Annotated in this window: 20 protein-coding genes; 18 read left to right on the forward strand and 2 right to left on the reverse strand. The window is 38.5% G+C overall.

Annotation, left to right across the window (positions count from 1 at the left end; translation table 11 throughout):
• Window positions 1–63: 63 nt before the first annotated feature.
• Together ACE38V_RS03555 and ACE38V_RS03560 are read left to right on the forward strand one after the other, a co-directional pair.
• Window positions 64–1,638: a flagellar assembly protein A gene (locus tag ACE38V_RS03555; RefSeq protein ID WP_375839777.1), complete on the forward strand. Its 1,575-nt coding sequence runs from the start codon at window positions 64–66 to the stop codon at window positions 1,636–1,638.
• A gap of 29 nt (window positions 1,639–1,667) precedes the next feature.
• Window positions 1,668–2,402 carry a glycerophosphodiester phosphodiesterase gene (locus tag ACE38V_RS03560; protein WP_375839778.1) on the forward strand — a complete coding sequence of 245 codons (735 nt, stop codon included), beginning with the start codon at window positions 1,668–1,670 and terminating at the stop codon, window positions 2,400–2,402.
• A gap of 298 nt (window positions 2,403–2,700) precedes the next feature.
• On the opposite strand, the gene ACE38V_RS03565 is transcribed toward ACE38V_RS03560, so the two are convergent.
• Window positions 2,701–2,976: a DUF2627 domain-containing protein gene (locus tag ACE38V_RS03565; RefSeq protein ID WP_375839779.1), complete on the reverse strand. Its 276-nt coding sequence runs from the start codon at window positions 2,974–2,976 to the stop codon at window positions 2,701–2,703.
• 150 nt (window positions 2,977–3,126) lie between these two features.
• Between ACE38V_RS03565 and ACE38V_RS03570 the strand changes: the two genes are divergently transcribed.
• From ACE38V_RS03570 to ACE38V_RS03645, 16 genes are all read left to right on the forward strand, one after another.
• Window positions 3,127–4,854, forward strand: coding sequence for a sigma 54-interacting transcriptional regulator (locus ACE38V_RS03570; protein ID WP_375839780.1), 1,728 nt, complete (start codon window positions 3,127–3,129; stop codon window positions 4,852–4,854).
• A 134-nt stretch (window positions 4,855–4,988) separates the two neighbouring features.
• Entirely contained in the window at window positions 4,989–5,888 is a 900-nt protein-coding gene (gene yqiS, locus ACE38V_RS03575; RefSeq protein ID WP_375839781.1) for a phosphate butyryltransferase, read from the forward strand.
• A 37-nt stretch (window positions 5,889–5,925) separates the two neighbouring features.
• Window positions 5,926–7,020, forward strand: a complete 1,095-nt coding sequence (gene bcd / locus ACE38V_RS03580; RefSeq protein ID WP_375839782.1) for a branched-chain amino acid dehydrogenase — start codon at window positions 5,926–5,928, stop codon at window positions 7,018–7,020.
• 177 nt (window positions 7,021–7,197) lie between these two features.
• Entirely contained in the window at window positions 7,198–8,304 is a 1,107-nt protein-coding gene (gene buk, locus ACE38V_RS03585) for a butyrate kinase (protein WP_375839783.1), read from the forward strand.
• Window positions 8,305–8,320: 16 nt separating this feature from the next.
• Window positions 8,321–9,742: a dihydrolipoyl dehydrogenase gene (gene lpdA / locus ACE38V_RS03590; protein ID WP_375839784.1), complete on the forward strand. Its 1,422-nt coding sequence runs from the start codon at window positions 8,321–8,323 to the stop codon at window positions 9,740–9,742.
• A gap of 236 nt (window positions 9,743–9,978) precedes the next feature.
• On the forward strand, window positions 9,979–10,971 hold the full coding sequence (locus tag ACE38V_RS03595; protein WP_375839785.1) for a thiamine pyrophosphate-dependent dehydrogenase E1 component subunit alpha: 993 nt from the start codon (window positions 9,979–9,981) through the stop codon (window positions 10,969–10,971).
• A gap of 16 nt (window positions 10,972–10,987) precedes the next feature.
• Entirely contained in the window at window positions 10,988–11,971 is a 984-nt protein-coding gene (locus ACE38V_RS03600; protein ID WP_375839786.1) for an alpha-ketoacid dehydrogenase subunit beta, read from the forward strand.
• Window positions 11,972–12,034: 63 nt separating this feature from the next.
• Window positions 12,035–13,333, forward strand: coding sequence for a dihydrolipoamide acetyltransferase family protein (locus tag ACE38V_RS03605; protein WP_375839787.1), 1,299 nt, complete (start codon window positions 12,035–12,037; stop codon window positions 13,331–13,333).
• Between the two features lie 186 nt (window positions 13,334–13,519).
• Window positions 13,520–15,355 carry a methylmalonyl-CoA mutase family protein gene (locus tag ACE38V_RS03610; RefSeq protein ID WP_375839788.1) on the forward strand — a complete coding sequence of 612 codons (1,836 nt, stop codon included), beginning with the start codon at window positions 13,520–13,522 and terminating at the stop codon, window positions 15,353–15,355.
• Complete coding sequence (gene scpA, locus ACE38V_RS03615) at window positions 15,348–17,546, forward strand: methylmalonyl-CoA mutase (protein ID WP_375839789.1); 2,199 nt, start codon at window positions 15,348–15,350, stop codon at window positions 17,544–17,546. The genes ACE38V_RS03610 and scpA overlap by 8 nt, the downstream gene beginning before the upstream one ends.
• A complete protein-coding gene (gene meaB, locus ACE38V_RS03620; RefSeq protein WP_375839790.1) occupies window positions 17,539–18,669 on the forward strand; it encodes a methylmalonyl Co-A mutase-associated GTPase MeaB in 1,131 nt (376 codons plus the stop codon). Before scpA ends, meaB begins: the two co-directional genes overlap by 8 nt.
• Before the next feature lie 370 nt (window positions 18,670–19,039).
• Window positions 19,040–19,477: a BrxA/BrxB family bacilliredoxin gene (locus ACE38V_RS03625; RefSeq protein ID WP_375839791.1), complete on the forward strand. Its 438-nt coding sequence runs from the start codon at window positions 19,040–19,042 to the stop codon at window positions 19,475–19,477.
• A 249-nt stretch (window positions 19,478–19,726) separates the two neighbouring features.
• Complete coding sequence (locus ACE38V_RS03630; protein WP_375839792.1) at window positions 19,727–20,509, forward strand: transporter substrate-binding domain-containing protein; 783 nt, start codon at window positions 19,727–19,729, stop codon at window positions 20,507–20,509.
• Between the two features lie 176 nt (window positions 20,510–20,685).
• Window positions 20,686–21,345: an amino acid ABC transporter permease gene (locus ACE38V_RS03635; RefSeq protein ID WP_375839794.1), complete on the forward strand. Its 660-nt coding sequence runs from the start codon at window positions 20,686–20,688 to the stop codon at window positions 21,343–21,345.
• Window positions 21,338–22,060, forward strand: a complete 723-nt coding sequence (locus ACE38V_RS03640) for an amino acid ABC transporter ATP-binding protein (protein WP_375839795.1) — start codon at window positions 21,338–21,340, stop codon at window positions 22,058–22,060. Before ACE38V_RS03635 ends, ACE38V_RS03640 begins: the two co-directional genes overlap by 8 nt.
• Before the next feature lie 97 nt (window positions 22,061–22,157).
• Entirely contained in the window at window positions 22,158–23,150 is a 993-nt protein-coding gene (locus ACE38V_RS03645) for an aromatic acid exporter family protein (RefSeq protein ID WP_375839797.1), read from the forward strand.
• 102 nt (window positions 23,151–23,252) lie between these two features.
• Here the strand turns inward: ACE38V_RS03645 and prli42 are convergent, their stop codons facing one another.
• Entirely contained in the window at window positions 23,253–23,348 is a 96-nt protein-coding gene (gene prli42, locus ACE38V_RS03650; protein WP_375839799.1) for a stressosome-associated protein Prli42, read from the reverse strand.
• Between the last annotated feature and the right edge of the window lie 83 nt (window positions 23,349–23,431).

A 23,431-nucleotide genomic window follows, 5' to 3' on the forward strand; every position in this document is an offset into this window, starting at 1 on the left:
AAATGGATTTCATTTTTTTTATTATAATAAAAATAGTACCTAAACAAAGGGGAATCATAATTTATGGAATTATTTCGGTTTGAAGGTATTACATTAGAAGAGGAGAATGGTTTTATTTATTTAACAGTTGAAATACCTCATTCTTCATTAAAAAAATTTGAGACCATGCTTCAGAATTACCCTCGGGTAGCGATTCTTCAGTTTAAAGCTTTAAAAGATGCCCTAGAAAAAGCAGAAAATGTCCGCGTTCAAATAGGTGAATTAAAGCCTTTCATCACATTATCAATCTCAAAAGATTTAATGTCAGCAAAAATGAAGGTGAATTGCACCAAACAGGAATTAACAGATAACAGAGAGACCATCACCACGCAAATTATGGAAACCCTCCATAAGAATGGCGTTAAAGAAGGAATTCAAATTAATTCACTCAATGAATTAAAACCACAAAAGGAATTTCTGATTGCTGAGGGAAATGAACCGAAAAATGGGAGTGATGCCATTCTCTCTTATTATAAGCCCGCAGAACGCCGTCCAAAGATTAAGGAAGATGGGAAGGCGAATTATTTTGAAATGAATTTCATTGATGAGGTGAAAAAAGAGGACTGGCTTGGTGAAAAAATTCCACCCACGAAAGGGATTTCTGGTATGACCGTAACAGGTGAATTAGTCCTGCCTAAGAATGGGAAAGACAAGAAATTGCTATACGATCGAAAAACGGTGGGCGAATTCAATGAAAACGGAATCATTGTACTAAGAGCATTGATTGACGGAGTTGTTACGTTCAATGGAGGAAGGATTTCGGTAGGAAATCATTTAACCATTGATGGGGATGTAGGTGTGGAGACTGGAAACATTAAATTTGATGGAAGTATCACGATAAATGGAATAGTTCAGGAAGGATATAGCGTACACGCGAGCAAGGATATTTCTATTCTTGGTGAAATGGGAATAAGCGGAGTAAAAGAGATTATTTCCTACGGGGGAGATATTTTTATCAAAGGTGGTGTCTTTGGAAAAGGAAAGACTTTAATTAAGGCGAATAAACATGTTTATTTAAAACATGCGAATGATTGTAAGGTTGAGGCCTTAGGAGATATTCATATCGGCTTTTATTCATTAGGAAGTATCTTAAAAGGGAGAAATATTATTGCTGATACAATGTCTGGAAAATTAATTGGTGGAACGATAGAAGCAAAGGGAAAAGTAGTTGCAGCGATTATTGGAAATAAAATGGAACGAAAAACATTTATCAATGTGGAAGGATTTAGCCGCTTTAAAGTTCAAGAGGAACTTGAAAATACCCTTATAGAATATAAAAAAGGAATAATTCGAATTGAAAGCCTACGGCGTCAATTAGAGATTTATGAAGGAAATATGCAAGAATTAAATGATTATCAGAAAAAACAACATCGTGAAATAGCGAAGAATTTAGATCAAGAGTTAATTAAGGTTCAAACCCTGGATAACCAGCGAAAGACATTAATGAGTTTACTCGAAACAAAGGGTGAAGGCCAAATATCTATAGAGGAGATTGCGTATCCTGATACCATGGTAAAAATCAAAAATATCCAGAAAAAATTGAATTCGAAGGTAAAAGGAACTTTTTATTCAGAGGATAATTCTATGCATTTTGAATAAAGTTTTAGAGTAAAATAGGAAGTGATGAAGTGACGCTTATCTTGGCACATAGAGGTTATTCTGCAAAATATCCTGAGAATACCATGAAAGCATTTATGGAAGCCCATAAAGCAGGTGCTGATGGCATTGAACTAGACGTTCAGCTTACGAAAGATGAAGAAATTGTTATTATCCACGACGAAAAGGTCGATCGAACGACGAATGGAAAAGGGTTTGTTAAAGATTTCAGCCTAAATGAGATTAAAAAAATTGATGCTGGCTATCACAAGTTAGGTGGCTTAAGAAAAGAACCTATTCCGACACTTCAGGAAGTTTTTGATTGGTTGAAAACGAATGATTTGATTTGTAATATTGAATTTAAAAATGGCAGATTTCCCTATAAAGGGATGGAGGAAAAGGTCATATCCCTTGTGAGGGATTATCAGCTCTCAAATCGTATCATATTTTCTTCTTTTAATCATTATAGTATTGTTTATTGCTATCGCTTAGCTCCTGAAATCGAAATAGCTCCACTATATCTGGAAGGCCTTTATATGCCATGGATTTATGCTCAGTCTATTCGTGCAAAGGGGATTCATCCCCGATTCGAGGCAGCACCTGATTTTCTTGTGAAAGCGTCTATGGAAGCAGGTATTCAGGTTCGCCCCTTTACAGTGAATAAAGAAGATGAAATCAAAAGATTGATCAAAGTAGACTGTTCGGCCATTATAACAGATGATCCGGTAAAGGCTTTGAGAATAAGAAGGGAAATGAAGAAAAGCTAGGTGGAGTGAGTTCCATCTAGCTTTTTTATCCCACTCTTACTGTCCGTAAAGGTCCGACGAGGGATTAAGGTCCTAGTCAGGCGAAGCCACAGGATGTGGCGTTATGAGCGTGATAAGTGAAATAAGATTTTTCTTTGGGCTTCAGCCCTTAGAAAAATCAATCAGGCTCTGCGTGACTAACCATCAGTGGGGGATGAATGGCAGACTAAAAGCGCGACGTCAATCGCAACGTCTGCACTCGCACGTCCTGTGCGTCGAAAACCCCCACTGATGGAAGTTTCACTTTATCAAGTGTAACCTATTTTCTTTCTTCAATAGGGGGATTTGCCTGATCCTTAGCTTCCGTTTGAAATCTGGATTGAACTTTATTTCGTTTACGATCTCGATGGAGAATAAAGCCAGCAATAAAACCAACACCAGACACAAAAAACAGGAATCCAACTAGAAATTGTAACCAAAGGATAGGAAAAGGAGTGATAAGAATCCCAAATACCATATCCCGCATTAATTTAACTCCAAGAGCAGCAATTAAACCAGGAATAACCATTATGATCAATGCAAATAGTCTAATCATGAAATATATCCTCTCAAAATAATCCCTTTATGAAAAATATTAAATCATAGAATCCATTTGTCAACCATCAATATTCGCTTGTAAAATAATAACCATGAAAGAATTTGCAAATATATATGCAAAAGATTTCAGTTGAGAAGGGGTGAGGTTATGCAATCAGTAATGATTGTGGGGGCAGGTATGGGTGGAACATCCATATTAAAAATTTTAAAAGAGACGGATGTCTTGAATGTTGTAGTGGTAATCGACCATAATCCGAATGCACCCGGGCTGCGTTTGGCTGAAGAAGAAGGAATTAGGACTTCAACTGATTGGCGTTCCCATTTATCAAGTGAAATAGACATCGTTATTGAAGTGACAGGTGATGAACATCTTTTTAAACAGTTAAGAGCTGAAAAGAATAAAAATACGATATTAATCCCCGGAAGTGTTGCCTTCTTAATCGCAAAACTATTTGAACAGAAAACCCATTTGATTTCAAGGTTAAGGAATGAATCCTACAAGCATGATTCGATGTTACAAGCGATTATTGAGTCGAGTGACGAAGCGATATCTGTTGTAGATGAGCATGGAAAAGGAATTTTAATTAATCCAGCTTACACGAGACTAACTGGATTAAACGAAGAACAAGTGATTGGAAAACCAGCAACGACGGATATATCAGAGGGAGAGAGTGTTCATCTAAAGGTATTGAAAACAAAAAAAGCGATACGTGGCGTTCCGATGAGAGTTGGTCCAAATAAAAAAGAAGTGGTTGTGAATGTAGCTCCTGTCCTTGTAAAAGGGAAGGTGAAGGGGAGTGTAGGAGTTATTCACGATATGTCAGAGATAAAAAATTTAAATCGAGAATTGACCCGGGCTCGACAAATTATTCGAAAGCTTGAGGCAAAGTACACTTTTGAGGATATCATTGGGGATTCAGAGGAAATGAAAATTGCCATTGGACAAGCAAGACTAGGGGCAAGCACACCAGCAACCATTTTGTTGCGCGGGGAATCTGGAACAGGGAAGGAATTATTTGCACACGCTATCCATAATGCAAGTGACCGCAGATACAATAAATTTGTTCGTGTAAACTGTGCCTCTCTTTCAGAATCCTTGCTTGAAAGTGAACTATTTGGTTATGAAGAAGGAGCCTTTAGTGGAGCTAAAAGAGGAGGAAAAAGAGGCCTATTTGAAGAGGCAAACAACGGGAGTATTTTTTTAGATGAGATCGGGGAACTAACGGCAAATACACAAGCAAAGCTGCTTCGAGTTCTTCAAGAAAATGAAATTATCAGGGTTGGAGGTACGAAGGCGATTTCGATTAATGTTCGCGTTATTGCGGCGACAAATGTCAATTTAGAGAAGGGAATTGTTGCAAAAACCTTTAGAGAGGATTTATATTACCGGTTAAACCGGATGCCTATTCATATCCCTCCGCTAAGAAATCGTATGGAGGATATTCCTTTATTGTGTGCACGGTTGATTCAAAAAATCAATCAAGATTATGGAAGAAATGTGGAAGGAATATCAGTTGAGGCAATGAAGCTTTTAATGCAATATCATTGGCCAGGAAATGTTCGGGAATTGGAAAATATTTTAGGGAGAGCGATCATTTTTATGGGGAATAATGAAACATTAATCAAGACACTCCATGTTCCCAATATTGTTATACAACCTCAAAATCCTTTTTTATCAGAAAATTCTTCTTTATCAACAACAGAAGAAATCCCTCTGTCAAAAATGATGGAGGATTATGAAAAAAATATTATTGAAAAGGTTTTAAGAAAAAATAATGGCAATAAAACCTTAACAGCCAAAATGCTTGGATTATCGATTCGAAATTTATACTATAAACTTGAAAAATATAATCTTGCAAATAATGGCGTGCAATAAATTTCATGGTATGCAAGAAATTGCAAGGAACCTATCTTTCAAAAGGCAATTGGATGACAAAATTGTTTTGGCACAATAATTGCATATAATAATATGAGTGTTGTAATGCAAGGAAATGAGGATGAGGACGAATAATGAAATTGCAATCTCTAATTAATCAAGCAGCTGAAGATAAAAATCATACGGTTGCAGTTGCCGAAGCGGAGGATTCCGAAGTAATCGAAGCCGTCACTCAAGCAGTTGCAAAGAACCTTGCAAATTTTATGCTTTTTGGTGATCGGGATAAGATACTTGGTCTATTAGAAGAAAAGGGGACACATTTTATTCATGATGAAAGGATTCAAATCTTCCCAACAAATTCAAAATTGATGGCAGCAGAGCATGCTGTTAATGCCGTAAATCTTAAAAAGGCAAACGTATTGATGAAGGGAAATATTCCAACTGCTACACTCCTAAAAGCGGTGTTAAATAAAGAGTTTGGTTTAAGAACAGGGAATGTACTTTCACATGTCGCGGCTTTTGAAGTTCCCCACTATTCTCGACTTATACTTATTACGGATGCTGCTATGAATATTACTCCGGATTTAATGCAAAAAGCACAAATTATTCATAACTCTGTTGAGATTGCAAGGAGTATTGGGATTAACACTCCGAAGGTAGCGCCAATTGCGGCCATTGAAGAAGTGAATCCCACGATGCAAGCTACCCTTGATGCAGCTTCCCTAACTTTAATGAATCAACGTGGCCAGATTCAAAATTGCATCGTTGATGGTCCACTTGCATTGGATAATGCTATATCAAAGTTAGCTGCAAAGCATAAGGGGATCCAAAGTAATGTTGCGGGGGAAGCCGATATTTTATTAGTTCCGACCTTGGAGGTTGGCAACACTCTTTATAAATCATTGATCTATTTTGCTGGTGCAAAAGTAGGTGCGGTTATTGCAGGAGCAAAGGCGCCAATTGTTTTGACTTCAAGAGCTGATACAGCTGAGAGCAAACTATATTCCTTAGCACTTGCCATCTGCTCTGCCTGAAAAATAATCATGTTTAAGATATTAGGAGGAAACAACAATGGAAATCTTCAATTATTTAGAAAAATATGATTATGAGCAATTAGTATTTTGTCAGGACAAACAATCAGGATTAAAAGCCATTATTGCCATTCATGATACAACGTTAGGACCAGCATTAGGCGGAACGCGAATGTGGACCTATGATTCAGAAGAGGCAGCTATTGAAGATGCACTACGCTTAGCTAAAGGGATGACCTATAAAAATGCGGCAGCAGGATTAAACTTAGGTGGAGGAAAAACCGTCATTATTGGAGATCCCCGCAAAGATAAGAATGAAGAATTATTTCGTGCCTTTGGCCGCTATATTCAAGGGCTAAATGGTCGTTATATTACCGCTGAGGATGTAGGTACGACGGTGAGTGACATGGATTTAATCCATGAAGAAACCGATTATGTAACAGGGATTTCCCCAGCTTTCGGTTCCTCAGGAAACCCTTCCCCAGTAACAGCTTATGGAGTATATCGTGGAATGAAGGCTGCAGCAAAAGCAGCATTTGGTACAGATTCCCTTGAAGGAAAGACGATCGCTGTTCAAGGAGTAGGCAATGTAGCTTATCATTTATGCCATCATCTTCATGAGGAAGGTGCAAAATTAATTGTCACGGATATTAATAGCGAGTCAGTCAATCGAGCAGTGGAAGAGTTTGACGCAAAAGCTGTTGACCCAAATGATATATATGGTGTTGAATGTGATATTTATGCACCGTGTGCACTCGGTGCTGTAATTAATGATAAAACAATTCCGCAAATTAGAGCCAAAGTTATTGCTGGTGCAGCCAATAATCAATTGAAAGAAGAGCGCCACGGCGATCAAATCCATGAAATGGGAATTGTTTATGCACCAGATTATGTCATAAATGCCGGTGGAGTAATTAATGTTGCGGATGAACTATATGGCTATAATTATGATCGTGCAATAAAAAAAGTCGAAATGATATACAACAATATTGAGAAGGTCATCGAGATTGCTTCACGAGATGGCATTCCAACCTATAAAGCGGCCGACAGGATGGCTGAGGAACGGATTGAAAGAATGCGTAATTCTAGAAGTCAGTTTTTACAAAATGGACATCATATATTAAGTCGCAGATAGTAAAGAATTTTAACCAAGAGGCTGGCTAGACATGAAGGAACTATCACTACCTTTTCACTTGATTGTGTCTAAATGGGTAGTACTTCGTTAAGGCCGGTCTTTTGTGTATAATAAGCTTGTATTAATGATTAATCAGATTTTTGCTGATTTATTTATTAACAATGGGGGTTTAACAATTTGCAAGAGGTTCAGTTTCGAATTTTAATTATAAATCCAGGCTCCACCTCAACAAAAATCGGTGTTTTTCAAAATGAACAATCCCTTTTTGAGAAAACAATTAGGCATGATACAGAAACCATTAATACATTTAACACCATTATTGAGCAGTATGAATTTCGGAAAGAAACCATCTTAGAAGCATTAGATGATGAAGGAATTAATATTCATAAGTTTCATGCTGTATGTGGCAGAGGCGGCCTTCTACGTCCAATTGAAGGAGGGACCTATGCAGTTAATGATGCTATGCTGAAGGATTTAAGGGAAGGCTTTTCTGGACAGCATGCCTCTAATTTAGGAGGAATACTCGCTTATGAAATTGCATCCGGATTAAACATACCAGCTTTTATCGTTGATCCCGTTGTTGTAGATGAAATGGATCCAATTGCAAAAATATCTGGTTTTCACCTAATTGAAAGAAAAAGTATTTTTCATGCCTTGAATCAAAAAGCGGTTGCGAGGAAGGTTGCAAAGGATCTTAAAAAGAAGTATGAAGAATTAAATTTAATTGTAGCTCATATGGGTGGGGGGATTACTGTAGGTGCCCATAAGAATGGAAAAGTCATCGATGTGAATAATGGTTTATATGGTGAGGGTCCATTTAGCCCAGAGCGTGCCGGAACAGTACCGGCAGGCGATTTAGTCGCTTTATGTTATTCTGGAGAATATTATTTTGATGAAGTCATGAAGAAGCTGGTTGGACAAGGCGGTTTGGTTGGCTATTTAGGGACCAGTGACGCTTTAGTGGTTGAAAAGCTAATTTCAGCGAAGGATAACGAGGCGAAATTGATTTATTCTGCAATGGCTTATCAGGTGGCAAAGGAAATTGGAGCTGCAAGTAGTGTTTTATCAGGTCGTGTGGATGCTATCGTACTAACGGGCGGCCTTGCCCATGGACAGGAATTTGTGAAAGAAATCAGTCAGCGCATAAACTGGATAGCGGATTGCATTGTTCATCCAGGAGAAGATGAGCTGCAAGCGTTAGCCGCGGGTACTTTACGTGTTCTCCTTGGGGAGGAGCCGGGAAAAGAATATTTTGGATGCTTTGTATCGCAAGCTTTCAAATGATGAGGAGGAAGCAAAGATGGCAACTGAATATGATGTGGTTATATTAGGCGGGGGAACTGGAGGCTATGTCACTGCAATTCGCGCTTCTCAATTAGGCTTAAAAACAGCTATAGTAGAAAAGGAAAAGCTGGGAGGAACATGTCTGCACAAGGGATGTATTCCAAGTAAAGCACTATTAAGGAGTGCGGAGGTTTATCAAACCGCTTTAAAAAGTGAAGAATTTGGTGTTTTCACTAATGAAGTTGCCTTTAATTTTGCCAAGGTGCAAGATAGAAAGGTAAAAATCATTGATCAATTATATAAAGGTGTCCAGTTTTTGATGAAACAGGGAAAAATCGATGTGTATGAAGGTATAGGGCGTATTTTAGGTCCATCTATTTTTTCGCCAACAGCCGGAACTGTTTCTGTTGAAATGAATAATGGTTCTGAGAATGAAATGTTAATCCCCAAAAACCTTATCATTGCAACAGGTTCCAGACCTCGCACATTACCTGGACTTGAAATTGATGGGGAAAAAATCATGACATCTGATGAAGCGTTGGCGATGGAAGATTTACCAAAATCGATTTTGGTTATCGGTGGGGGTGTCATTGGCATTGAGTGGGCGTCTATGCTTCATGACTTTGGAGTTGAAGTGACTGTAATAGAATATGCTGATCGCATTATTCCAACGGAAGATCGAGAAATTTCAAAGGAAATGCAGCGTTTATTGAAGAAAAAAGGGGTAAAACTGGTAACAAATGCAAAAGTACTACCTGAAACCTTAATAAAAGATGCGAATGTCAGTATCACTGCTGAAGTAAAAGGAGAGCAAAAGGTTTTTACGGCAGAAAAGATGTTGGTTTCAGTAGGGCGGCAAGCAAATGTCGAAGGATTTGGACTTGAAAATACCGAGATTCAGTTAGACAAAGGCGTGATTGTTACCAATGAATTCTACCAAACAAAGGAATCCCATATTTATGCGATTGGCGATTGTATAGGTGGTTTACAACTTGCTCATGTAGCTTCACATGAAGGAATTCTTGCAGTTGAGCATATTGCTGGAGAAGATCCGACCCCAATGGATTATCGGCTTGTTTCCAAATGTATTTACAGTGCACCTGAGGCTGCTAGTGTAGGCTATACAGAGGAAGAAGCGAAAGAAAATGGCTTTCATGTAAAGATAGGGAAGTTTTCATTTCGCGCGATTGGAAAGGCACTTGTGTATGGGGAGGCTGATGGGTTTGTGAAAATCATTGCTGATGCAGATACCAATGATATTTTAGGTGTTCATATGATTGGGCCCCATGTAACAGATATGATTTCAGAAGCCGGGCTTGCCCGTGTATTAGATGCGACACCTTGGGAAGTAGCCCATACCATTCATCCACATCCTACTTTATCGGAAGCAATTGGTGAAGCGGCATTGGCGGTAGATGGATTGTCCATTCATTCTTAAGGAGTAAGAGCCTACAGCAACACTAATTGAAACACATATGGGCAGTACAATAATACGTTATACAAAGGGGATACTTTTTTATACGTAAAGAAAGTATAAATTGGCAGCAAAGAAGAAACTCGACGTAGTGGCCAATTTTAGGAATTTAGTATAAGGGCAACTACGCCTCTGTCTTCGCCCTTAGGGGCTCGACAATCGGCGAGTTTTCTTTACATATCGTTTAAGGAGGGAATGAAATGGGTGAAAATCGCCATCAAGCTTTAGGATTAAGCGATGCAAAAGTGTTGGATATGTATGAGACGATGCTTTTAGCAAGGCGTATAGATGAACGGATGTGGCTGTTAAACCGCGCTGGAAAAATACCATTTGTCATCTCATGCCAAGGACAGGAGGCAGCACAGGTTGGGGCAGCATTTGCTCTTGATAAGGAAAAGGATTACGTCCTTCCCTATTATCGGGATATGGGAGTGGTTCTAACTTTCGGGATGACGGCCCGTGATTTAATGCTGTCAGGATTTGCAAAGTTTGAGGATCCAAATTCAGGTGGACGACAAATGCCTGGGCATTTCGGACAAAAAAAGAACCGGATTGTGACTGGATCATCACCTGTTACCACGCAAGTACCTCATGCCGTGGGGATTGCACTAGCGGGAAAAATGGAGGGCAAAGATCTTGTTACTTTTGTAACCTTCGGTGAAGGCTCATCTAATCAAGGCGATTTTCATGAAGGAGCTAATTTTGCTGGTGTGCATAAATTACCGGTTATCTTCATGTGTGAAAATAATAAATATGCCATCTCGGTCCCCGTTGAAAAGCAGTTAGGGTGTGAAAGGGTGTCAGATCGGGCTATAGGATACGGGATGCCGGGTATTACGGTTAATGGTAACGATCCACTTGAGGTCTATCAAGCTGTGAAAGAAGCGGTTGAACGCGGACGTAGAGGAGAGGGTCCAACCCTTATAGAGACCATTTCCTATCGTCTAACCCCTCATTCGTCTGATGATGATGACAGAAGTTATAGAGAGAGAGACGAGGTAGAAGAGGCCAAAACGAAGGATCCCATTATTACGTTTGCAGCTTATTTAAAAGAAGCCGGAATTTTAAATGATGATTTACAAGAAGAAATCAATCATCGCGTGATGAGTATGGTGAATGATGCGACTGATTATGCGGAAAATGCTCCATATGCAAATCCGGAGCATGCATTGAAATATGTTTATGCCGAATAGGAAGGGGGAAAAAAGTATGGCAGTCATTTCTTATATAGATGCCGTTACGATGGCCATTCGGGAAGAAATGGAGAGAGACAATCGTGTTTTCGTATTAGGTGAAGACGTAGGGAAAAAAGGTGGAGTTTTTAAAGCCACTCAAGGTCTTTATGAACAATTTGGAGAGACGAGAGTGATCGATACTCCTCTTGCTGAGTCCGCTATTGCTGGAGTAGGTATTGGTGCTGCAATGTATGGTATGCGTCCGATTGCTGAAATTCAATTCGCTGATTTTATTATGCCAGCTGTAAACCAAATTATTTCAGAAGCAGCAAGAATTCGTTATCGTTCAAATAATGATTGGAGCTGTCCGATTGTCGTGCGAGCACCATATGGTGGTGGCGTTCATGGAGCACTTTATCATTCACAATCCGTTGAAGCTGTATTTGCTAATCAGCCTGGTCTGAAAATTGTGATGCCATCCACACCTTATGATGTTAAGGGTTTATTGAAGGCGGCGATTCGTGATGAGGATCCTGTTTTATTCTTTGAACATAAACGGGCCTATCGCCTAATTAAAGGTGAGGTTCCAGAGGATGATTATGTTCTCCCAATCGGCAAAGCAGAAGTGAAAAGAAGTGGTGAGGATATCACTGTCATTACATATGGACTATGTGTTCATTTTGCGCTTCAAGCAGCTGAAAAGCTTGCGAAGGATGGAATTTCAGCGCATGTTTTAGATTTGCGCACCATTTATCCATTGGATAAAGAAGCCATTATTGAGGCCGCAAGAAAAACAGGGAAAGTGTTACTAGTTACGGAGGATACAAAAGAAGGAAGTATTATTGGTGAAGTGGCCGCAATTATCGCAGAAAATTGTCTCTTCGATTTGGATGCGCCAATTAAAAGACTAGCAGGACCGGATATTCCTGCTATGCCATATGCTCCAACGATGGAAAAATATTTTATGGTGAATCCCGAAAAGGTTGAAAATGCAATGAGAGAACTTGCTGAATTTTAAATCGAGAGTATGAATCCACTAAGTAAGTGAACAGGAAGGTAAAGCAAGAAGGAGGTATATCCATTGGCTTTAGAACAAATTATCATGCCGCAATTAGGGGAAAGTGTTACAGAGGGGACCGTAAGCAAATGGCTTGTTTCCGTAGGTGATCACGTAAATAAGTATGATCCTCTCTTAGAGGTCATGACAGATAAAGTAAATGCAGAGGTACCATCGTCCTTTTCAGGAGTGATTAAAGAATTGCTTGCGGCTGAAGGCGATACGCTTAAGGTAGGGGAACTAGTCTGCACGATTGAAGTTGAATCGAAAGAAACATCTGATATAGAAGTCTCAAAGGCTTCCCAAGAACAGCAAAATTTTCAATCCATCTCAACAACGGTGCAGGGGAATTCGAAAAAGGCTCGGTACTCTCCAGTTGTATTAAAGCTTTCCCAAGAGCACGGAATTGATTTAACAAAGATTGAAGGCTCTGGAGCTGAAGGAAGAATTACAAGAAAAGATCTATTAAAAATCATTGAATCAGGTTACATAACAAAGAAAGAAGAAACAAAACCATCAAGTGAAGAACAAACGAGTCCTACCAAAACGCAGGCTCCAGTATTCACTACCGAAAGCAATACTCCTCTAACGACATCTGTTTCAAATGTTCAAGGGATTCCTGGAGATATAGAAATTCCTGTTAACGGAGTCCGTAAGGCAATTGCGACCAATATGCTTCGTAGTAAACAAGAGGTACCACATGCTTGGACAATGATTGAAGTGGATGTAACCAATCTTGTCAATTATCGTCAATCCATAAAAGACGAATTTAGAAAAACAGAAGGATTTAATCTTACGTATTTTGCCTTTTTTGTTAAGATTGTTGCGCAAACTCTTAAAGAATTTCCGCAAGTTAATGCGATGTGGGCAGGCGATAAAATTATCCAACGAAAGGATATTAATCTTTCCATCGCGGTTGCCACAGACACAGGATTATTTGTTCCTGTCATAAAGAACGCAGATGAAAAATCCATTAAAGGAATTGCTCGTGAAATTCAGGAGCTTGCTCATAAGGCTCGAACGGGGGGGTTAAGTTCTGCTGATATGCAAGGTGGAACATTTACCGTGAACAATACAGGTTCATTTGGTTCCGTTCAATCAATGGGAATAATTAATTATCCGCAAGCTGCTATCTTACAAGTAGAATCAATTGTTAAACGACCAGTGATCATGAATGGTGGAATGATTGCCGTTCGAGATATGGTCAATCTTTGTTTATCACTTGATCATCGTGTTCTTGATGGCCTTGTTTGTGGTCGTTTCCTACAGCGAATAAAAGAAAAATTAGAAAATATTTCAAAAGAAAATACTTCCATTTATTAAGCGCTGCATCTGCAGTGCTTTTTTCTATTATTAAATAATTAATGGACTATTCATTGCTACTCTTTCCTGTGTATACTAAAATAGAGATAAACAAAAAGATTTAGAATTTTTGTATAATTTCACATGAGCCATCATGAAGGGAGGGAGTGCTGTCTGTTTTGACAGCTCAAAATGAGTATTGATAATATGTTGCACAATACTTTTACAAGAAAAACAGTCGAAGAATGGACTGAAAAAGCAGAAGAAACATTAAAGGGGAAGGCGATTCAAACACTTGCCAGACATACTTATGAAAACATCAATTTGAAACCGCTTTATACGCGCTTGGATCAAGAAAACCATTTCACTATATCGGAATATCCCGGCTTGGGTGATTTCAGAAGGGGGAATTCTCCTCTTGGCTATCTCACTCAGGAATGGAAAATTGCGCAAAAAATTGAAGGAAACTCCGCACCTGAGCTTCATGAAAATGTCAAATCTGCCTTAGAAAGGGGGCAGACGGCAATATCTTTTGCTGTTACAGAAGAAGTGATTACTCAACTGAATGACATTGTAGGAGATTTATATCTTCAATATCCATTTAGCCTTGATGCAAAGGACTATTTCGAACAGGTTATCTCGGAATTAGTTCAATGGAATCATCTGGATAAGATCTCGGGATACATTGCAAGTGATCCCCTTGCGAAGCTTGTTACAGACGGGAATCTGCAGGATACTATTAATGGTATTTATCATAAGTGGGCGCGAACGATAGAAAAAGCTAATCTACACATGCCAAATCTTAAAACTATTTTAGTAGATACAACTCCATATCATAACGGTGGAGCAAATGCAGTTCAAGAAATTGCTTATGCCTTATCAACAGCAGTCTTTCATATTGAAAATCTAAAAAATGAGGGACAGGAGATTCAAGCTATTTTTAGAAATCTTGTATTTAAATTTGCAATCGGGGCGAACTTCTTTGTGGAAATCGCCAAGCTTCGAGCTGCCCGTTTACTTTGGAGTAAAATTGCTGAAAGCTATGGGGTCGATGAAGAATACAGACATATGACGATTTCAGCTGAAACCTCTTTGTTTACAAAAACGCAATATGATCCATATGTAAACTTGCTAAGAGGAGGAAATGAGGCATTCGCAGCTGTACTTGGAGGCGTGGAATACTTACATGTAACTCCATATAATGAAGTGTTTGAAGAGGTCAATTCTTTTTCAGATCGAATTGCCCGTAATACGCAATTAATTTTGAAGGAAGAGGCCCATTTAACAAAAGTAATTGACCCTGCCGGAGGTTCATGGTATGTGGAATATTTAACTGATGGGATTACGAACAAATCATGGGAGCTTTTTCTTGAAATTGAGGACCAAAACGGGATTTACGATCGTCTATTAGCAGGATGGATTCAGAAACAAGTGAAAACAGTGAGAAATAAAAGAGAAGTAGATGCTTCTACAAGAATACAGAGTATTATCGGAACCAATATATACGCAAATCTTTCTGAAAAAATAGAGGTTCAGAAAGGACAAGTTGTTGCCACCATTGAACAAAAGGCACAAATTGAACCAATTAAACCGACAAGACTTGCAAAATCTTTTGAGCAATTGCGTCAAAAAGCAGAAAAATTGGGTGGAATTCGAGTAGGCTTAATCTGCCTGGGAGCATTAAAGAATCATAAAGCCAGAGCTGATTTTATTTCAGGATTTTTATCTCCTGGTGGAATTGCTGTGCAAAAAAGTGATGCGATTGATTCCTTGGAGCAAGTGCTTGATTTTATGAATAAAACAAAGGCAAATCATTATTTTGTTTGTGGCAGCAATAAACAATATACATTGACGGCTCTTGAAATGGTTTCTTCCATTCATAAAGAAGATCCTGATGTTTCCCTATATTTAGCGGGGGTTCCAGATGAAGATCAGAATGAGTGGGAAAAAGCAGGTATTAAACAATTCATTCATCTCAAGAGCAACTGTTATGAATTTCTTTCTTCTCTTTTACAAGATACGGAGGTGAAGGGACATGAGTAAACCAAATTTTAAAAATATTTCTCTCGAAAATATATCTCTCCCTTCAAAAGGTGAATGGAAAAAGAAAGCAGAGAAAGAAATTGAACAATCACTGGATGATTTGCTTTTTGAAACAAATGAACAAATTAAGCTAAAACCGTTATATACAAGTGAAGATCGCGAGGGGCTTGAGCATGTTGACAGCTTACCAGGGCTTCCTCCATACTTGCGTGGCCCATATCCAACGATGTATGTCAATCGTCCATGGACAGTTAGACAATACGCTGGGTTCTCTACGGCTGAAGAAAGCAATGCCTTTTATCGCAGGAACCTTGCCATGGGTCAAAAAGGCTTATCTGTTGCTTTCGATTTAGCCACACATCGCGGCTATGATTCAGATCATCCACGTGTAGTTGGGGATGTTGGGAAAGCGGGAGTTGCGATTGATTCTATTCTGGATATGAAAACGTTATTTGATGGAATCCCGCTTGATCAAATGTCTGTATCAATGACGATGAATGGGGCAGTACTGCCAATCATGGCCTTTTATATTGTCACAGCTGAAGAACAGGGAGTCAGTCAGGAAAAACTTTCTGGAACCATTCAAAATGATATTTTAAAGGAATATATGGTACGGAATACGTATATTTATCCTCCAGAGATGTCTATGAAGATAATTGCTGATATTTTCGAATATACATCAAAATACATGCCGAAATTTAATAGCATCAGTATTTCCGGTTATCATATGCAGGAAGCAGGAGCCCCAGCAGATATTGAACTTGCTTATACATTGGCTGACGGTTTGGAATATGTAAGGACTGGTATCAGGGCAGGTATTAATATCGATTCCTTTGCACCAAGATTGTCTTTCTTCTGGGCTATCGGTATGAATTATTTTATGGAAGTTTCCAAGATGCGGGCTGGAAGATATATTTGGGCAAAAATGATGAAATCCTTTGAGCCCAAGAATCCAAAGGCATTAGCACTTCGTACCCATTCACAAACATCTGGCTGGAGTTTAACGGAACAAGATCCTTTTAATAATGTAATTAGAACATTAATCGAGGCCCATGCAGCTGCGATGGGACATACGCAATCCCTACACACGAATGCCCTTGATGAGGCAATTGCGCTGCCAACGGATTTCTCAGCAAGAATTGCCCGTAATACTCAGCTATATTTACAAGAAGAAACAGGAATTACCAATGTGATTGATCCTTGGGGCGGCTCCTATTACGTGGAAGCCTTAACCAACCAATTAATTGAAAGAGCCTGGAAGCATATTGAAGAAATTGAGAATCTGGGTGGTATGGCAAAGGCAATTGAAACCGGACTTCCAAAAATGCGGATTGAAGAGGCGGCAGCAAGAAGACAGGCACAAATCGATTCTGGCAAAGAAACGATCATCGGTGTTAATCGCTATCGCTTAGAACAAGAGGAAGCAATTGAAATTCTTGACATTGATAATACAGCTGTTCGGTTAAAGCAAATTGAAAAATTAAATCAATTAAAATCCACTAGAGATGAAGAGAAAGTTCAAGCTGCTATAAAAGCAATAACAGAAGCAGCGGAATCAGGAGAAGGTAATTTGCTTGCCCTTTCTGTTCAGGCGGCAAGAGTAAGAGCTACTTTAGGCGAAATATCATCTGCAATTGAGCGTGTAGCTGGTCGTCATCAGGCAACCATTCGCTCGATCAGTGGTGTTTATAGTTCTGCATTTTCTAATGATGAAGAAATTGCTGAAGTGAAGAAAATGACGGATGAATTTTTAGAAAACGAGGGTAGAAGACCTCGGATTCTCATTGCAAAAATGGGTCAGGATGGACATGACCGAGGGGCTAAGGTGATTTCAACGGCATTTGCGGATTTAGGTTTTGATGTGGATATCGGTCCTCTATTCCAAACTCCAGAGGAAACAGCTCTACAAGCGGTGGAAAATGATGTCCATGTTGTTGGGATGAGTTCCCTTGCTGCAGGTCATAAAACCCTTTTACCTCAATTGATTGGGGAGCTAAAGAAATTAGGACGTGAGGATATTCTTGTCGTAGTTGGCGGGGTTATTCCTGCTCAAGATTATCAATTTTTATATGATCATGGTGCAGCAGCGATATTTGGTCCAGGAACAGTAGTCCCAGTGGCTGCACAAAAGGTGGTTCGTGCTATCTATGAAAAGCTAGGCTATGAGGAAGTGGCCGAAATACATGAATGATGATAAAAAGCCTGAATGGAGTGATCCAGAGCATCCTGAATCTTTTTCAACGGTGATCAAAAAAGGGGTCATCCGCAAAGAGGAAGCCGTGGAAATCAAAAAAACATCCCGTTTTCAAAAAAGATCGAAGAATGATCCAACGATTGAGGAGTTATATAAGGGAGTTCTCACCGGCGATCGAAGTGTAATTGCACGAGCTATCACTTTAATTGAAAGTAATGCTGAGCACCATTTTAAGAAATCACAAGAATTGCTGCAAAGATTATTGCCACACTCCGGATCTTCTATTCGCATTGGCATAACCGGTGTCCCTGGAGCAGGAAAAAGCACTTTTATCGAGGCCTTTGGCATGTTTCTCTGCAACTTGGGATTAAAGGTAGCCGTGCTAGCGATTGATCCGAGTTCCAGTATTAGTGGAGGGAGTATTCTCGGGGATAAAACGAGAATGGAACAATTGGCACGGAATCCGAGAGCTTATATTCGTCCATCCCCATCTGGGGGAAAGCTTGGTGGGGTTCATCGAAAAACAAGGGAAACGATGCTTGTTTGCGAGGCGGCAGGGTTTGATGTAATACTCATCGAAACAGTTGGAGTTGGTCAGAGTGAAGTGATCGTTAGAAATATGGTCGACTTTTTCATGCTTCTGGTTTTGACTGGTGCGGGAGATGAATTGCAGGGAATGAAGAAGGGAATCATGGAAATCGCTGATACGATCATTGTGAATAAGGCTGATGGTGACAATAAAATCAATGCCCTGAAAACAAAAGAAGAGTATAATCGCATTTTACATTTCCTTCAGCCGGCAACAAAAGGCTGGGTTACGAAAGCCCACGCCTGTTCATCCCTTGCACAAGTTGGTATTGAAGAAATTTGGAACATGATTCGAACGTTTGAAGAGAGCACAAAAGAAAATGGCGTTTTTTATGACAGAAGAAGAGAACAGACGAAAGATTGGATTTATGCCATGATTATGGATCAGCTTCAGGTTAGTTTTTTTCAAAATCCTGAAGTGAAGCTGCTTCTGCCAAAGATGGAAAATGAAGTGATTTGTGGTGATCGCACCGTAACCTCCGCGGTTGAAAATTTATTTAAGGTTTTTTATCGGAATTTAAAAATGGACTAGAATAAGTCACTGTTCTGGAAAGAAGCTGACAAATGTCAGCTTCTTTTTAATACTTAAAGGAAGCATAAATTGGCAGCAATGATGAAAATTCGACGTAGAAGCCAATTTTAGGAATTAAGTATAAGTGCACAAAGGGAGGCTTCCGAGAGACGCTTCGCAGCCGAAAAAAGCGCTTTTCTTTTTTCGGTGAACTACGCCTAATCTTCGCCTGAAGGCTCGCCAATCGGCGAGTTTTCTTTAAATGAAATTTAGATATTGGAATGCTTTGAAGAGTGAAAATGATATTTGTAAGGTTGTAATGTTTGAAATAAAGTCGGCTTTATTGCTATTATAATCGTATAGTGAATACAAAAATAAGGAGCGGGTTCTCATGAATATGGATTTCAATCTATTTATGAATGATGTCGTGCGTCAGGCTAGACAAGAAATTGTTTCAGCAGGTTATCAGGAATTAAAAACCGTTGATGAAGTTGATGAAGCATTAAATAAAAAAGGAACTACCTTGGTTATGGTCAATTCTGTATGTGGATGTGCAGGTGGAATTGCAAGACCTGCCGCAGCACATTCACTTCATTATGATAAAAGACCGGATCATTTAGTAACGGTTTTTGCGGGTCAAGATAAGGAAGCAACTGAAAAGGCACGCAATTATTTTACAGGTTTTCCACCTTCTTCCCCTTCCTTTGCCCTTCTTAAGGATGGTAAGCTTTGCAGAATGATTGAACGTCATGAAATAGAAGGACATGAACCAATGGAAGTGGTTCAGAAACTACAAACTTCATTTGAAGAGTATTGCGAAGAAGTATAACCATGAATGATAAGTAGCTAAAGCTCCGAGAAATCGGAGTTTTTTTTATGCAAAAATTTAATAGAATAATAAATCGATATTTATAAATAATAATTTTATTGCATAAAAATTAATTTGTGTTAAAATACAAATTGTTATTTCATTTATTAATCGCTCGATTTATTTATTATTTATTTGTATAAAATATGATTATATACTCAGTTCGATTAATAAAATAAATTTTCTGATAATTATAGGAGGAAAATAAATATGAAAAAAGTATTATCGATGGTTTCTATGACCATCCTTTTAGTTGGGTTGTTAGCAGCGTGTGGAACAGGTGACAAGAATCAATCAAATGGTGCTAAAGATAATCATTCTAAAGTTTTAACAATGGGTACATCCGCTGATTATGCTCCATTTGAATATGTCGATACTGAAAAAAGTGATGAAATTATTGGATTCGATGTGGATATTGCTAAAGCAATAGGTAAGAAACTTGGCTACACCATTCAAGTGAAAGATATGGACTTTAGCGGATTAATTCCCGCTCTTCAAGCTAGTCAGGTTGATTTTGTGCTTGCGGGGATGACACCAACGGAAGAAAGAAAAAAGAATGTTGATTTTTCTGATCTCTACTATCAAGCAAAAAATTTGATTGTGACAAAAAAGGATAGCAAAGTAAAAACAGTTGAAGATTTAAAAGGAAAGACAGTTGGTGTTCAACTAGCTTCTATTCAAGAAGGGGTAGCGAAGGATTTAAAGAAAGACATCAATCTTAAGGTGGAAAATCGGAATCGAATTCCTGAATTGATTCAAGAAATAAAATCTGGCCGTTTTGATGCAATTATTATTGAAGATACAGTCGCGAAGGAATACTTCAAAAAGAATCCTGATCTTGCTGGGTTCACATTAAAGGGATCAGAAGAAGCAGGGAATGCGATTGCCTTTCCAAAGAATAGTAAATTGACGAAGGATTTCAATCAGGCATTAAATGAAATGAAGGAAAATGGTGAAATAGATAAGCTGATTGTGAAATGGTTTAACAAATAAAAAGTGAAAACTGACTAGTGATGGCGAAAATAATACGAGGATAGCTCTGAAAAAGGTTGAAAGTTTAATCTGGATGAAACGAGGATTAACACCATTTTCAAAAGAGCTGCCTCGTTTTCCACTAATGGTCTTTCTTATCCGTTTTCTTTTCTAATATATCGTGAGGAGGTTCATGTATGAATCTAGATTTTACGCCTATCCTCCCATCGGTTCCCTATATCTTAAAAGGGATTGGTGTGACTCTACAAATTGTCATTATTGCTGGGTTAATAGGATTTGTTCTAAGTATTCTACTGGCATTATTAAAAATTAGTAATATTAAAGTTTTAGGTTGGTTTGCCGATCTTTATACATCCGTTTTTCGCGGAACACCTTTAGTCTTGCAGCTTATGCTGATTTATTTTGGTTCTCCCCAAATCTTCGGTTATCAAATTGAACCATACAATGCTGCCATTCTTTCATTTGGATTGAATTCAGGGGCCTATATTTCTGAAATTATCAGGGCTGGGATATTAGCTGTTGATAAAGGGCAAAGTGAAGCTGCCTTGGCATTGGGGGTTCCATATCGGAATATGATGTGGAATATTATTTTACCCCAGGCAATGAAAAATATTTTACCTGCTCTTATGAATGAATTTATTTCATTAACAAAGGAATCTGCTATTGTCACGACAATCGGTGTTACGGATATTATGCGCCGTGCCTATATTGTCGGTGGAGACAAGTTCTCCTTCTTTGAGCCACTGTTAATTGCTGGGCTCATTTATTATTTAATGGTTATCTCCTTAACATTCATTGGAAAAGCAGTTGAAAGGAGAATGAGACGCAGTGATTAAGGTAGAAAATTTGCATAAATCCTATGGAAAGCTTGAAGTATTGCAGGGAATAACGACTTCTATCGCAGAAGGTGAGGTTGTTGCTATTATTGGACCATCGGGATCAGGAAAGTCGACCTTTTTAAGATGTATAAATTTACTTGAAGCACCAACAAGTGGTAAAATTTGGATTGGAGATCAAGAAATTACCGATAAAAAAACAAATATTATGAAGGTTCGCCAAAATGTGGGAATGGTTTTTCAGCACTTTCATTTATTTCCCCATAAAACCGTCCTCCAAAATTTAACGTACGCGCCGATGAAGGTAAAAGGATTTTCAAAAACAGAGGCTGAGAAAAGTGCGCTAAAATTGTTGGAAACAGTGGGTTTATCTTCGAAGGCATCAGAATATCCGAATCGCTTATCTGGTGGACAAAAGCAGCGTGTGGCTATTGCAAGGGCATTAGCCATGCAGCCGAAAGTCATGTTATTTGATGAACCAACCTCAGCGCTTGACCCAGAAATGGTAAAGGAAGTGCTTGAAGTTATGAAATCATTAGCACATACCGGGATGACAATGGCGATTGTTACTCATGAAATGGGCTTTGCAAAGGAAGTAGCAGATCGGGTTCTCTTTTTGGATGGTGGCGTTTTACTTGAGGATACGGAACCTAATGAATTTTTTACACAGCCAAAAAGCAAAAGAGCACAAGAATTCTTGCAAAAAATGCTTTAATAAGGATATTCTATGAGAAGATGATGCAGAGATCATCTTCTCAATTTTTTTCTGAAAGATGAAGGCAGTAATAAATTGGACGAGGAGACACTAGGATATGAGATTTAAAATCGGCTATCGTACGATTAAAACAGCACTAGGAATGACGATTTCGATCATGCTTGCACAATTACTGGGTTTACATAATTTTGCTTCAGCAGGAATACTGACCGTTTTATGTATTAAAGTTACAAAGCTGAAGTCGATTCGGGCTTCCTGGGATCGGATTTTGGCTTGTATCATTGCGATGATATTTTCATCGGTCTTTTTTGAATTATTTGGCTATCATCCTGTTGTGATTGGTCTTATGATCTTATTTTTCATTCCGACTGTTGTGATGTTTCGGGCAAGTGAGGGCATTGTATCTAGTACAGTCATTATCATTCATCTTTTTATGGCCCGACATGTAACTTTAGACTTACTTGTCAATGAATTAGGAATTATTTTTATTGGGATTGGCGTCGCATTAATTATGAATCTTTACATTCCAAGCCTAGATAATAAGCTTAAGGATCATCAACGGAAAATTGAACAGAACTTCAAAAAGATATTTGATGAGATTGTCCTTTATTTAAGAACGCACGACAGTAGCTGGGGTGGAAGGGAAATTACTGAAACATCCAAATTGATCGATGAAGCCCGCCAACTTGCATTTCTAGATATTGAGAATCATTTTTTACGAAATGAAAATTTTTATTACCAGTATTTTAAAATGCGCGATAAGCAGTTTGAAATCATTGAAAGAGTGCTGCCGATTGTGACTTCTCTATCACTTGAAGTAGAGCAGGCAAAGATGATTGCAGATTTTCTTGAAGAGCTCTCAGAACATATTCATCCTGGAAACACCGCCATCATTTATTTAGATAAAATTCAAAGAATGCGTGTAGAATTTCAAAACATGGATTTACCAGTAACAAGGGAGGAATTTGAAACAAGAGCTGCCTTGCTTCATTTTGTGGGAGAAATGGAGGAATATTTAATTATTAAAAGTAATTTTTACCGTATAGATCATGATAAAAAAGGGAAGCTAAAGGCGATATTGGGGTTATAAAAGGTGAACTTGTAAAAAATGTATAGAGTTGAGTATAAATAAAAAGCCTTAAGCATCAATATAAATGCTTAAGGCTTTTATTTTGCTGTCCATGTTCTCATTTTAAAGAAAAGCTGTTATTCCAATTAAAAGGGTGGAAGCAAGCATGGCAAAAAGCATTAAATAAACAAAAACCTTTCTTGTTTTCTTATTTCTCAAGGTGCATCCTCCTTTTTCTTTATATCATTATTTTACAAGGAAAATCATTTAAGGACAACTGCATGAATTTTGCAGGAATTCAT

Origin of the sequence: Cytobacillus sp. Hz8 (assembly GCF_042263505.1) — a bacterium.
Classification (GTDB): domain Bacteria; phylum Bacillota; class Bacilli; order Bacillales; family Cytobacillaceae; genus Bacillus_BE.